This window comes from Nesterenkonia sp. CL21 (genome assembly GCF_031705515.1).
GTDB lineage: Bacteria > Actinomycetota > Actinomycetes > Actinomycetales > Micrococcaceae > Nesterenkonia > Nesterenkonia aethiopica.
Window position 1 is genome coordinate 259,534 of the sequence record NZ_JAUTWR010000001.1, and the last position, 12,798, is coordinate 272,331.

The 12,798-nt window shown below is 68.1% G+C and carries 11 protein-coding genes; all 11 read left to right on the plus strand.

Annotated elements, in window-relative coordinates; genetic code table 11:
- The first annotated feature begins 6 nt into the window (after nt 1-6).
- Nucleotides 7-1,074, plus strand: coding sequence for a sugar ABC transporter permease (locus Q7C18_RS01150; RefSeq protein ID WP_311023697.1), 1,068 nt, complete (start codon nt 7-9; stop codon nt 1,072-1,074).
- The gene (locus Q7C18_RS01155) at nt 1,067-1,906 is read left to right on the plus strand and encodes a carbohydrate ABC transporter permease (protein WP_070160069.1); all 840 of its coding nucleotides are present in this window, start codon (nt 1,067-1,069) and stop codon (nt 1,904-1,906) included. The genes Q7C18_RS01150 and Q7C18_RS01155 overlap by 8 nt, the downstream gene beginning before the upstream one ends.
- A gap of 28 nt (nt 1,907-1,934) precedes the next feature.
- Complete coding sequence (locus tag Q7C18_RS01160) at nt 1,935-3,095, plus strand: Gfo/Idh/MocA family oxidoreductase (RefSeq protein WP_311024419.1); 1,161 nt, start codon at nt 1,935-1,937, stop codon at nt 3,093-3,095.
- 65 nt (nt 3,096-3,160) lie between these two features.
- Nucleotides 3,161-4,180, plus strand: a complete 1,020-nt coding sequence (locus tag Q7C18_RS01165) for a sugar phosphate isomerase/epimerase (protein ID WP_070160071.1) — start codon at nt 3,161-3,163, stop codon at nt 4,178-4,180.
- 193 nt (nt 4,181-4,373) lie between these two features.
- The gene (ispG, locus tag Q7C18_RS01170) at nt 4,374-5,543 is read left to right on the plus strand and encodes a flavodoxin-dependent (E)-4-hydroxy-3-methylbut-2-enyl-diphosphate synthase (RefSeq protein WP_070160073.1); all 1,170 of its coding nucleotides are present in this window, start codon (nt 4,374-4,376) and stop codon (nt 5,541-5,543) included.
- A complete protein-coding gene (locus tag Q7C18_RS01175; RefSeq protein ID WP_311023699.1) occupies nt 5,497-6,471 on the plus strand; it encodes a GNAT family N-acetyltransferase in 975 nt (324 codons plus the stop codon). Before ispG ends, Q7C18_RS01175 begins: the two co-directional genes overlap by 47 nt.
- Before the next feature lie 66 nt (nt 6,472-6,537).
- Complete coding sequence (locus tag Q7C18_RS01180; protein WP_311023701.1) at nt 6,538-7,608, plus strand: LacI family DNA-binding transcriptional regulator; 1,071 nt, start codon at nt 6,538-6,540, stop codon at nt 7,606-7,608.
- A 216-nt stretch (nt 7,609-7,824) separates the two neighbouring features.
- A complete protein-coding gene (locus Q7C18_RS01185) occupies nt 7,825-9,156 on the plus strand; it encodes an extracellular solute-binding protein (RefSeq protein WP_311023702.1) in 1,332 nt (443 codons plus the stop codon).
- Nucleotides 9,153-10,121 carry a carbohydrate ABC transporter permease gene (locus Q7C18_RS01190; RefSeq protein WP_237090036.1) on the plus strand — a complete coding sequence of 323 codons (969 nt, stop codon included), beginning with the start codon at nt 9,153-9,155 and terminating at the stop codon, nt 10,119-10,121. Before Q7C18_RS01185 ends, Q7C18_RS01190 begins: the two co-directional genes overlap by 4 nt.
- On the plus strand, nt 10,118-11,008 hold the full coding sequence (locus tag Q7C18_RS01195; protein ID WP_070160079.1) for a carbohydrate ABC transporter permease: 891 nt from the start codon (nt 10,118-10,120) through the stop codon (nt 11,006-11,008). The genes Q7C18_RS01190 and Q7C18_RS01195 overlap by 4 nt, the downstream gene beginning before the upstream one ends.
- Nucleotides 11,009-11,100: 92 nt before the next feature.
- Nucleotides 11,101-12,651, plus strand: a complete 1,551-nt coding sequence (locus Q7C18_RS01200) for an alpha-N-arabinofuranosidase (RefSeq protein ID WP_311023704.1) — start codon at nt 11,101-11,103, stop codon at nt 12,649-12,651.
- Nucleotides 12,652-12,798 lie beyond the last annotated feature (147 nt).

Consider the following 12,798-nt stretch of genomic DNA (forward strand, 5'->3'; position numbering starts at 1 on the left):
CTGAGCATGCCGGTCGAACCGAAGTTGAAGGACCCGCCGGAGCCTGACCAGGGCGTCGCCGGGGCAGGGCGGGAGGCATCGACGACGCGCCCCTCGCCCGGTGAGAGGAACCAGCGTCGTGCCCAGGCCGCCGTCGCCAGTCAGGTGGTGCAGACTGCCGGTGCCAGCCGCCGGTCGCGGCTGTTCCCGTACGGACTGATCGCCCCGGCCAGCGTCATGGAGATGCTGATCCACATCATCCCGATGGTGCTGGGCGTCTACATCGCCTTCCTGGGGCTGAACCAGTTCACCATCGGCAACTGGCTGCAGGCGCCGTTCGTCGGCCTGGAGAATTTCGTCACCGGTCTGGACCCGGAGGGTCCGATCGGCAGCCAGTTCTACGCCGCGCTGCTGCGCACGGTCGTCTACACGGTGATCAGCGTCGGCGCGGCCTGGGCCCTGGGGATGTTCGCCGCCGTCCTGCTGACCTCCAAGGTCAAGGGTCGAGGCTTCCTGCGCACCCTGTTCCTGACCCCCTATGCGCTGCCGCAGTACGTCGGGGCCATCGCCTGGGCGTTCATGTTCAACCAGCGCGACGGCGTCATCAACCGGATCCTGGTCCATGACTTGGGGATCCTGGACTCCGGACCGTTCTGGCTGTTGGGCGGCAACGCGTTCTGGGTGACCGTCATCGTCACCGTCTGGCAGTTCTGGCCCTTCGCGTTCCTGATGCTGCTGGCCGCTCTGCAGAACATCCCGGACGAGGTCTATGAGGCCGCCGCCATGGACGGGGCGAGCCTGTGGAAGCAGTTCACCTCCATCACCCTGCCGATGATCCGGCAGGCCAATGTGGTCATGCTGCTGATCCTCTCGCTGTGGATCTTCAACCAGTTCAACATCCCCTATGTGCTGTTCGGTCCGGCCTCACCGCCGGAGGCGACCCTGATCTCGCCGCTGATCTACGAGCAGTCGTTCAACTACTGGAACTTCGGCGTCGGCGGTGCGATGAGCGTGCTGCTGCTGGTGGCCCTGGTGATCGCCTCGGCGTTCTACATCAAGCTGGTCATGCCGAAGGGGAAGGCACTCCATGATTGAGACCCGGGGATTCAAGATCCTGCGTGCCGTGGGGCTGACCTTCCTCACCGCCATCGTCGTGCTGCCGCTCTATGTGGTCGTGGTGACCAGCGTGAAGCCGCTGGAGGATGTGCGAGGGATGTTCAGCTGGTGGCCCACCACCGTCACCCTGCAGCCTTACCTGGACATCTGGTCGACCGTTCCGCTGGCACACTACTTCGTCAACAGCCTGATCGTGGTGGTGACCGCGACGATCTGCTCCGTGGTGCTGGCGGTCCTGGCCGCCTACGCGCTGTCCCGATTCCCGTTCAAGGGGGCGCGCACCTTCTCCATGATGGTGCTCTCTACCCAGATGTTCCCGGGCATCCTGTTCCTGCTGCCGCTGTTCCTGATCTTCACGCAGATCCAGCGCACCGTGGGGATCCAGCTCAACGGCACACATCTGGGGCTGATCCTGACCTATATGACGTTCTCGCTGCCGTTCGCGATCTGGATGCTCAGCGGGTTCTTCGCCTCCATCCCGAAGGATCTGGAGGAAGCGGCCATGATCGACGGCACCGGACGCATGGGGGCGCTCATCCGAGTGGTGCTCCCGGTCGCACGGCCCGGGATCATCGCCGTCTCGGTGTACTGCTTCATCACCGCCTGGGGCGAGGTGCTCTTCGCCTCGGTGATGACCAACGCGGACACCCGCACCCTGGCCATCGGGCTGCGGGCCTACGCCTCTCAGACCGACGTGTTCTGGAACCAGCTGATGGCCGCCTCCGTGGTGGTCTCCCTGCCCGTGCTGCTCGGCTTCATGCTGGTCCAGCGGCACTTGGTCACCGGACTCTCGGCCGGGGCCGTGAAGTGAGGTCCGTCCCCGACGACGGCATCCCGGGCTGAGCAGCCCGGACGACAGACACAGACGTGGTCCACAGAAGGAAGAGACATCCATGCAGAACCTGAAAGTCGGCATCATCGGGGGCGGGTTCATGGCCCGTACCCACACCGCCGCCGCCCGCGCGGCCGGCGCCGAGGTCGTGGGACTGACCTCTTCGTCGCCGGAGCGCAGCGCGGCGGCGGCCGCGCCGCTGGGGGTGGAGCCCGTCGCCGGTGTGGAGGAGCTGATCTCCCGCAGCGACGTCGTCCACGTGTGCTCGCCGAACGCCCGCCACGCCGAGCATGTCCGGGCTGCTCTCCAGGCGGGACGGCACGTGGTCTGCGAAAAGCCGTTGGCCGTCGATGCCGAGGAGGCCGCCGCCCTGGCCTCGCTGGCCGAAGAAGCCGGTGTGGTCGCCTCGGTGCCGTTCGTCTACCGGTTCCACCCGATGGCCCGGCAGGCCCGGGAGGAGACGGCGTCGGGTCGGGTCGGTCGACTGCTGACCGTCCGGGGGGCCTATCTTCAGGACTGGCTGCTGGACGCCGGCGAGTCGAACTGGCGGGTGGACCCGCAGGTATCGGGGCGCTCGCGGGCCTTCGGGGACATCGGGTCCCACCTGGTGGATCTGCTGGAGTTCGTCTCCGGAGAGCGGATCGTCCGGCTCAGCGCGGCCACCGCGATCGCCCACCCCCGCCGGGGCGGCGTCGAGGTGGTCACCGAGGACGCCGCCGCCCTGAACGTGGAGCTCTCAGGAGGGGCCCTGGGAAGCCTGATGGTCTCCCAGGTCAACGCCGGGCGGAAGAACCAGCTCACCCTGGAGCTCGCCGGCGCTGACGGCAGCGTGTTCTTCGACCAGGAGCACCCGGACGAGCTGTGGCTGGGCCGCACCGACGGCTCGGTGACGATCTCTCGCGACCCGGCGACGATGGGTCAGGACGCCTCGCGGCTCTCCGTGGTGCCCTCGGGCCACCCGATGGGCTACCTGGACGCCTTCACGGCCTTCGCGAGGGACACCTACGCCCGCATCGGCGGGGAACATCTCCCGGGGCTGCCGACCTTCGCCGACGGTGCCCGGGCCAACCGGATCATCGACGCTGTGCTGGCCTCCGCGGAGTCGGGCGCCTGGGTGGACGTCGCACCGGTCGGCGAACCGGTCAGCGAGGCGGTCACTGCCCTGTGATCACAGCGACCTCCGCCGGAGCGACCGCATCGAATCCCCGATCCCTGGATCTGAGAAGGAGAGACATGACCACAGAACACGCCTCCCATCCCGTCACCCTGTTCACCGGACAGTGGGCCGACATGCCGTTCGAGGAGCTGGCGGCCCGCGCCGCCGAATGGGGCTATGACGGCCTGGAGATCGCCGCCAGCGGAGACCACTTGGACCTGAAACGCGCCGACGAGGACGACGACTACGTGGCCTCGCGCCTGGAGGTCCTGGAGCGTCACGGGCTCAAGGTTTGGGCGATCTCCCACCATCTGGGCGGCCAGGCCGTCTGCGACGACCCCATCGACTTCCGTCACCAGGCGATCCTGCGTGACTATGTCTGGGGCGACGGCGACCCTGAAGGCGTGCGTCAGCGTGCCGCGGAGGACATGAAGCGTTCGGCGCGGGTGGCCCGCAAGCTCGGTGCGGACGTCGTCGTCGGGTTCACCGGCTCGAAGATCTGGCAGTACGTGGCGATGTTCCCACCCGTGCCGGCCGAGGTGATCGACGCCGGCTACCAGGACTTCGCCGACCGCTGGAACCCGATCATGGACGTCTTCGATGAGCAGGGGGTGAAGTTTGCTCTGGAGGTGCACCCCTCCGAGATCGCCTATGATCACTGGACCACCGTCCGAGCGCTGGAGGCGATCGGCCACCGGGAGGCGTTCGGCCTGAACTGGGACCCCTCCCACATGTTCTGGCAGGGGATCGACGCCGTCGGGTTCATCACCGACTTCGCTGACCGCATCTACCACGTCGACTGCAAGGACACCCGCCTGCGTCCGCCCAACGGCCGCAACGGCATCCTGGGCTCCCATCTGCCGTGGGGTGACCCGCGCCGCCGCTGGGACTTCGTCTCCACCGGCCACGGGGACGTCCCCTGGGAGGACGCCTTCCGCGCGCTGGAGCACATCGGCTACTCCGGACCGATCTCCATCGAGTGGGAGGACGCCGGCATGGACCGCCTCCACGGTGCCGCCGAGGCGGTGGGGCGGATCCGCTCGCTGTTGTGGAAGCGTCCTGAGGCCTCTTTCGACGCCGCCTTCTCGAATCAGTAGGCGAACGGGCAGGGCAGCCGTGCCGGTCAGCGTGCAGGGGCGGTCAGCGTGAAGGGGCGGTCGGGCTCGACCCGAACACGGTGAGCCTGGCCACCCCTGCGGCCAGGAATGGGAGCTCGTCAGCTCGGCGGCGTACCATGGGAGCAGCCGGGACAACCTCCCCGCGAGCACAGTCAACACCCCAGGAGAGTCCGTGACCGCCATCAACCTCGGCATGCCGTCCGCCCCTCCGCCCGTCCTGGCTCCGCGCCGGAAGACGCGGAACTTCCAGGTCGGCAGCGTCGGCGTCGGCAGTGATCATCAGATCTCCGTGCAGTCGATGACCACCACCAAGACGCACGACATCAACGCCACCCTGCAGCAGATCGCCGAGCTGACCGCCTCGGGCTGCGACATCGTGCGTGTGGCCTGCCCCACGGACAAGGACGCCGAGGCGCTGCCGATCATCGCGATGAAGTCGCAGATCCCGGTGATCGCGGACATCCATTTCCAGCCCAAGTACGTGTTCGCCGCGATCGAGGCCGGCTGCGGTGCGGTCCGCGTGAACCCCGGCAACATCCGGAAGTTCGACGACAAGGTCGGCGAGATCGCCAAGGCGGCCAAGGACCACGGCACCTCGTTGCGCATCGGCGTCAACGCCGGGTCCCTGGACAAGCGGCTCATGGACAAGTACGGAAAGGCCACCCCTGAAGCGCTGGTGGAGTCGGCGGTCTGGGAGGCCTCGCTGTTCGAGGAGCATGACTTCCACGACTTCAAGATCTCCGTGAAGCACCACGACCCGGTGATCATGGTCCAGGCCTACGAGATGCTCGCCGAGCGTGGCGACTGGCCGCTGCATCTGGGCGTGACCGAGGCCGGGCCGGCCTTCCAGGGCACCATCAAGTCGGCGACGGCCTTCGGCGCCCTGCTGGCCAAGGGCATCGGTGACACCATCCGTGTCTCGCTGTCCGCTCCGCCGGCCGAGGAGGTCAAGGTGGGCAGCCAGATCCTGGAGTCGCTGAACCTGAGGCCCCGGAAGCTGGAGATCGTCTCCTGCCCGTCCTGCGGACGCGCGCAGGTGGACGTCTACACGTTGGCGGACGAGGTCACCGCAGGGTTGGAGGGCATGGAGGTCCCGCTGCGCGTGGCCGTCATGGGCTGCGTGGTCAACGGGCCGGGGGAGGCGCGCGACGCCGACCTCGGTGTGGCCTCCGGCAACGGCAAGGGACAGATCTTCGTCAAGGGTGAGGTCATCAAGACCGTGCCGGAGGACCAGATCGTCGAGACGCTGATCGCAGAGGCCAACCGCCTCGCTGAAGAGATGGATCTGGACACCGATGGAGATGCTCAGGCAACGGGTGCCCCTGTGGTCTCCGTCAGCTAACACCCTCGCCGGCCGGATCCACCGGGCCACCGGCGGGGTCGTCCGTGTGCTCGACGCCGGAGACACCCCGGCGTTGCGCCGACTCATGGCGGCGGATCCCGTCTCCAACGTCTCGGTGATCACCACGCTCGCCGCCCGCGGCGGCGCCGGGCCGGGGAAGGGGCGCAACGGTGCGGTCTTCCTGGGCATCGACGCGCCCCCGGAGACGACGCGGCCGCCCGGACAGGAGGGTCCGGCCGTCGGGGGCACCGTCACCCGGAAGGAGCTCGCGGCCGCCTGCTGGGTGGGGTCCAACATCAATCCGGTCGGCGCCGACCTCGCCCAGGCGGAGCTGTTCGGCCTGGCGGTGGGGGCCATGCGGCGCCGGGTCTCATCCATCTATGGCCCCGCCGAGGCCGTGCTGGAGCTCTATGACGCCGTCGGGTGGCTCAGTCCTCGCGACGTCCGTGCCGACCAGCCGCTGCTGACGATCACCCAGTCCTCGACGGTGGAGCCCCTGCCCGGGGTGCGGACCGCCACCGTGGAGGACTATCCCCAGGTGGAGCCCGCCTGTGCGGCCATGTTCACCGAGGAACTGGGCTTCTCTCCCTATGCTCAGGGCTCGGCCCAGTACCGCGAGCGGATCCGCGCCCTGATCCTGGCAGGGCATTCGCAGGTGTTCACGGATCCTGCCACCGGAGAGGTCATTTTCAAGGCTGAGTACGGGGCGGTCACCGACGACGTCGTGCAGATCCAGGGGGTCTGGGTGCGGCCGGACCACCGGGGGCGCGGCCTGGCGGCCACCGGCATGGCCGCCGTCGTCTCCCATGCCCTCACCCTGGCGCCGACGGTGAGCCTGTACGTCAACAGCTACAACACCGCGGCCCTTCGAGCGTATCTGCGCGTCGGGTTCCGCCAGGTGGGCACTTTCGCCACGGTCCTGTTCTGACAGGCCGGTCTCCTCGACACGGCCCGGGTCGATCCGCGCCCGGGTGGTGATGCGTAGGCTGGAGCCATGCCTCACCCTCGAACGCGCGCCACCATGAAGGACGTCGCCCAGCTCGCCGGAGTCTCCCCGAAGACCGTCTCCAACGTGCTCACTGGCGCGGTGGCCGTCCGGGAGGGGACCCGGGAGCGGGTGCAGGCGGCCATGGATGAGCTGGACTTCGTCCCGAACCTGAGCGCCCGCGGGCTGCGCAACGGGCGCACCGGCATCATCGGGGTGGCGCTTCCGGATCTCGCCACGGCCTTCTCTGCCGACCTCGCCCACACGATCGTGGAGCAGGCCCATGAGCGGGGTCTGGCCGTGCAGTTCGAGGAGACCGCGGCCGAGCCGGAGCGGGAGCATGACCTGGTCTCCCGGGCGCGCACCCACCTGATCGACGGGCTCATCCTCAACCCGGTCCGTCTGGAGGATTCGGTGATCGAACGGGTGGACCATCTGCCGCCCGTGGTGCTCATCGGCGAGGTGGAGCAGCATCGCGCTGATCGGGTGTACGTGGACAGCCGCGTCGCCTCCCGGGAGATCACCGAGCATGTGCTGTCCCGCGGGGCGCGTCGCATCGCTGCGCTGGGCGGCGCGGTGCGCGGGCAGGACGGCAAGGCCACCGCCGGTCTGCGCCTGCTGGGATACCTGGACGCTCTGCGCGATGCCGGCCTGGAGGCGGACCCCCAGCTGCAGGTGGACGTGGAGCAGTGGACCATCGGCGGGGCCGCGGCAGCTGTGGAGGAGCTGCTGGCCCGGCAGGTGCCCTTCGACGCCGTCGTCGCCTTCACCGACACGTTGGCCTTCGGTGCGCTGCACGCCTTGCACCGGGCGGGGCTCCGTGTGCCCGAGGACGTGCTGGTCACCGGCTTCGACGACGTGGAGCATGCGGCGTTCACCCTGCCGCCGCTGACCACCGTGGCCTTCACCCGGACCGACTACGTCAGTGCCGCCCTGGACCTGCTCTCAGCGCGGTTCGAGGAACGGGTGGGGCGGCGCGACGATGGCCCCTCTCAGGCGGTGGTGATCCCGCACCGGCTGGTGCTCCGCGAGTCCACCCAGGGCACCCCCGCGGGGTATGTCCCGACGGGCTCGCCTTGACGGGCGTCAGGTCTCCAGTAGCATGGTGCCCATCGTGATGTGCGCCACAGGGAGATTCTCTGAGGCGTAGTTCCATCGATGGAATTCCTGTCTTCGATCACGCTCGGCCGAGCGTGGAAGGAAGGGGCTGGGTTCTCCGAGGCAGAATTACATCGATGTAAAGATGATGGGGGCGCACCTGCGGACCCCATGGTCCCGACCAAGGAATGAGCATCTATGAGACGACCCATCCTCAGCAGGAGGCAGCTCCTCGGCGGCGCGCTCGCCGGCGCAGGAGCTGCCGCGCTGGCCGGATGCGCGCCCAACGTCGGGCCCGCTGACCGGACCACCCTGCAGTTCTGGCATCTGCTCAGCGGCGGCGACGGCATCACCATGGCCGAGCTGCTGGACGGCATCAACGACTCCCAGGACGACTTCTTCGTCCGCCCCACCGTGCTGGCCTGGGGCACCCCGTACTACACGAAGCTGGCCATGGCCGGCGCGGGCGGCCGGGCCCCGGAGGTCGCCATCATGCACTCCACGCGGGTGCCCGGCTATGTGCCGGGCGGCCTCCTGGACCCGTGGGACGAGGGACAGCTCGCCGAGCTCGGCGTCGACGAGTCCACCTTCACGGGCCCCATGTGGGAGAACAGCCTCGTGGGCGGCGAGCTCTACAGCGTGCCGCTCGATGCCCATCCGTTCCTGATGATGTTCAACCGCGACATCTGCCAGGAGGCAGGCGTCCTCGAAGGCGACGGACGCCTGAGCGTCCCGCAGTCCCCGGACGAGTTCATCTCCCTGTGTGAGGAGATCGGAGGAGTGACCGGCGGCAACGCGCTGTCCTACGGATTCCTGGGTGACGCTCCGCAGATCTGGCGACTCTTCTACACCTTCTACGCCCAGCACGGGGTCACCATGGAGTTCCCCGACGGAGGCGAAGCCGTCATCGACGATGACGCCTTCCTCAGCTCCCTGGAGTACATGAGCCGTTTGGTCGACGGGGCCATCGCCTCCAGCCGCGGCAACTACGACTCCGCCGTCGCGGAGTTCTCCTCCGGCAGCACCGGGCTGTTCTTCAGCGGCGTCTGGGAGCTGCCCACGATGCAGAACGCCGGCATCCCGGTGGACATGGACATGATTCCGCCGATCTTCGGCGAGCCCATCACCTACGCGGACTCGCATTCCTTCGTGCTGCCGCACCAGCTCAGCCCGGACCCTCAGGCTCGCGAGCATACCTACGAGTTCGTCGCCCAGCTGCTCAAAGACTCCGTGAACTGGGCGACCGCCGGCCATATCGCCGCCTATCTGCCCGTGGTGGACAGCCCGGAGTATCAGGAGCTGCTGCCGCAGGCCAACTACGCGGACGCCGCCGACCACATCGTCTACGACCCCACCGCCTGGTTCACCGGATCCGGGTCGAACTTCGTCAACGAGCTGGGGCAGATGTTCCAGCGCGCGATGACCGCCGGAGACGGCTTCGAGGACGCCCTGGACCAGTTCCGTTCCTACGTGAACTCGATCCTGTCCAATCCCAACCCCGTGGACCCGGAGGGGGCTGAGCAGGTATGAGCGACATCCGAATGACCACCACCGAGAAGACCGACCGCCTCGACGAGAAGGCACCGCCCGGCACCGGCATCGCCCAGGTCGGCGAACGGGCCGCACGCCGGAAGGAGCGCCTGGTGGCCTGGGCCTTTCTGGCCCCCTTCATGATCGCGTTCCTGATGTTCGTCGTCTGGCCGATGCTCCACGGCGCCTGGCTGAGCTTCACCGACCAGTCGCTGGCCGGTTCGGGCGGGAACTTCGTGGGCCTGGACAACTACGCCGAGGCCTTCGCCGACTCCACGATGTGGGGCGCGATCCGCAACACCGTGTGGTTCACGATCATCTCCACTGTGCCCCTGGTGCTTTTCGCGATGGTCATGGCCCTGCTGGTCAACACCGGCCTGCCGGGGCAGTGGCTGTGGCGACTCTCCTTCTTCATGCCGTTCCTGCTGGCCTCCACCGTGATCTCACAGATCTGGGCGTGGATCTTCAACCCGGAGATCGGCGCGGCCAACGCGGTGCTCTCCGCCGTCGGACTGGAGCCGCTGGCCTGGCTGCAGACCCCGCACCTGGACCTGATCTCCATCACCATCGCCACCGTGTGGTGGACGGTCGGCTTCAACTTCCTGCTCTACCTGGCCGCACTGCAGAACATCCCGGAGAGCCAGTACGAGGCCGCGGCGGTGGACGGCGCCGGCCGCTGGCGCCAGCTGTGGTCGATCACGATTCCGCAGCTGCTGCCCGTGACCGGGGTGATCTTCATCCTGCAGATCCTGGCCTCGCTGAAGCTCTTCGACCAGGCCTACCAGATGCTCGGCGGGATCTCCTCGGACACCTCGCGGCCCATCGTGCAGTACATCTTCGAGGCCGGCTTCGTCGGCTACCGCTTCGGCTATGCCGCGTCCATCTCGTACGTGTTCTTCGCCCTGATCGTCGTGGTCGGCGTGATCCAGATGGGCATCCTCAACCGCAGGAAGGGGCAGCGATGACCACCACGGCAGCACTCCCGCAGATCGGGAGCGTCAAGCGCAGCTACAAGCCGGGGGAGGGGCCCTTCACACCGGCCCGCATCCTGGCCTTCATCGCCCTGACCGTGATGGCTCTGGTCTGGCTCCTGCCCTTCGTGTGGGCCGTGGCCACCTCGTTGAAGACCGAGACCGACGCCGCCTCCGGTCGGCTGACGCTCATCGGCTCGGAGGGCATCTCCTTCGCGGCCTTCGACACGGTCCTCTCCGAGGGCAACGTCTACATCTGGGCGTGGAACAGCTTCTGGACCTCGGCGGTGATCACCTTCCTCACCGTGGCGATCTCCGCGCTGGCCGCCTACGCGTTCTCCCGGATGCAGTTCCGCGGCCGGGCCACCGTGTTCTTCGCCGTCATCGCGTCGATCATCGTGCCGCCGCAGGTGCTGATCATCCCGCTGTACTACCAGATGCTGGCGTTCAACATGGTCGACACCTACTGGGGTCTGATCCTGCCGCAGGTGGTCATGGCGCCGATCGTGTTCATCCTGAAGAAGTTCTTCGACGCAGTGCCCATCGAGCTGGAGGACGCCGCCCGGGTGGACGGCGCCGGACGGCTGCGGGTCTTCTGGTCGGTGGTGCTGCCGCTGTCCAAGCCGATCCTCGGAGCGGTGTCGATCTTCGTCTTCATCCAAGCGTGGAACAACTTCCTGTGGCCGTTCATCATCATCAACGACACGCTGCTGATGACGCTGCCGGTCGGACTGCAGACCGTGATCAGCGCCTACGGCGTCGCCTATGCCCAGGTGATGGCCCAGGCCGTGCTGGCCGCGCTGCCGCTGATCGTGGTGTTCCTCTTCTTCCAGCGCCAGATCGTCCAGGGTGTGGCCACCACCGGCTTCGGCGGGAAGTGACCTCCCCACCCCGGCGGCGCCGTCGTACGGCGGTGCCGCCGGGCGCCCAGCTCTCTCCAGACATCCCCTCACCCTTTAAGAACAGGAGACTCATGTCCAAGGCCCATCTGACCGTCGACCGCGCCTTCACCGTCGCGGATGTCCCCCACCGGCTCTTCGGATCCTTTGTGGAGCACATGGGTCGGTGCGTGTACACCGGCATCTACGAACCCGGCCACCCGCAGGCTGACCAGCGCGGCTTCCGCCAGGACGTCATGGCCCTGGTCAAGGAGCTGGGCCCCACTGTGGTCCGGTACCCCGGCGGGAACTTCGTCTCCGGCTACCTGTGGGAGGACGGCGTCGGCCCGGTGGAGGATCGACCGGTGCGCATCGACGGCGCCTGGCACACCATCGAGACCAACGCCTTCGGCCTGCACGAGTTCGTCGACTGGGCCCGGGAGGCCGGTGTCGAGGTCATGGAGGCGGTCAACCTCGGCACCCGCGGGGTGGAGGAGGCCCGCGCCCTGGTGGAGTACGCCAACCACCCCGGCGGCACCTACTGGTCGGACCTGCGCCGGAAGAACGGCGCGGCCACCGGCACCACGCAGGATCCCTTCGACATCAAGCTGTGGTGCCTGGGCAACGAGCTCGACGGCCCCTGGCAGATCGGCCACAAGACGGCCGACGAGTACGGCCGGCTGGCCCAGGAGACCGCCAAGGCCATGAAGCTGGTGGATCCCACGCTGGAGCTGGTCGCCGTCGGCTCCTCGAACCGGGGGATGCCCACCTTCGGGTCCTGGGAGCACACGGTGCTCTCCCACGCCTACGAGGAGGTCGACTACATCTCCATGCACGCCTACTACCAGGAGCACGACGGCGACGCCGCGTCCTTCCTGGCCGAGGCCGTGGACATGGACGCCTTCATCGACGGCGTGGTCTCCACCATCGACGCCGTCAAGGCCGCCGGCAAGCACAGCAAGCAGGTCGACATCTCCTTCGACGAGTGGAACGTCTGGTACCAGCGGGGCCTGGACACCGAGGACCAGCCGCACAACGTAGCGAAGGACTGGCAGCAGCACCCGCGGCTGATCGAGGACTCCTACAACGTCACCGACGCCGTGGTGGTCGGCACCCTGATGCACTCGCTGCTGCGCCACGGTGACCGGGTGCGCATCGCCAACCAGGCGCAGCTGGTCAACGTGATCGCCCCGATCCTGGCCGAGCAGGACGGCCCGGCCTGGCGGCAGTCGATCTTCTGGCCCTTCGCCCGGATCGCCGCGATGGCTCGTGGACAGATCCTGCGCCTGGCGGTGGACGCCGACCAGGTCTCCACGGCGAGGTTCGGTGACGTCGACGTCGTCGACGCCGCCGCCACCTGGGACGAGACCACCGGCAAGCTCTCGCTGTTCGTGGCCAACCGCTCGCTGGAGGAGACCAACGACCTCACCCTGGACCTGCACGGGCTGGATGCCACGGCGGTGGTCTCAGCCGAGGTGCTGAGCATCCCGGAGGGCCGTGACCGCAAGGCCGCCAATGTGCTGAACGACCAGAACGCCGTCGGGCTGACCCCCCTGCGTGAGGTGGGGCTGGAGGACGGCGCGCTGCGGGCGACGCTGCCGCCGCTGTCCTGGGCGGTGGTGCAGCTGGACGTCGCCACCGCCTGAGGGAGCGGGCGACGACGGGCCGCGTGTGAGCTTCGGCTGACACGCGGCCCGTCCGCGCGTCGGGTCAGGTGGCGCCCAGCGGCGGGGCCCATACTGGACACGGAGTCCTGCGAGCGAGGGCCGATCGGGCCCCGCAGCGTTCTGCCG

Coding starts and splice junctions, on each gene's coding strand:
- Q7C18_RS01185 (WP_311023702.1), top strand. CDS start 7,825: ATGAGACGACCCATCCTCAGCAGGAGGCAGCTCCTCGGCGGCGCGCTC.
- Q7C18_RS01175 (WP_311023699.1), top strand. CDS start 5,497: ATGGAGATGCTCAGGCAACGGGTGCCCCTGTGGTCTCCGTCAGCTAAC.
- Q7C18_RS01165 (WP_070160071.1), top strand. CDS start 3,161: ATGACCACAGAACACGCCTCCCATCCCGTCACCCTGTTCACCGGACAG.
- Q7C18_RS01195 (WP_070160079.1), top strand. CDS start 10,118: ATGACCACCACGGCAGCACTCCCGCAGATCGGGAGCGTCAAGCGCAGC.
- Q7C18_RS01150 (WP_311023697.1), top strand. CDS start 7: ATGCCGGTCGAACCGAAGTTGAAGGACCCGCCGGAGCCTGACCAGGGC.
- Q7C18_RS01190 (WP_237090036.1), top strand. CDS start 9,153: ATGAGCGACATCCGAATGACCACCACCGAGAAGACCGACCGCCTCGAC.
- Q7C18_RS01200 (WP_311023704.1), top strand. CDS start 11,101: ATGTCCAAGGCCCATCTGACCGTCGACCGCGCCTTCACCGTCGCGGAT.
- Q7C18_RS01180 (WP_311023701.1), top strand. CDS start 6,538: ATGCCTCACCCTCGAACGCGCGCCACCATGAAGGACGTCGCCCAGCTC.
- Q7C18_RS01155 (WP_070160069.1), top strand. CDS start 1,067: ATGATTGAGACCCGGGGATTCAAGATCCTGCGTGCCGTGGGGCTGACC.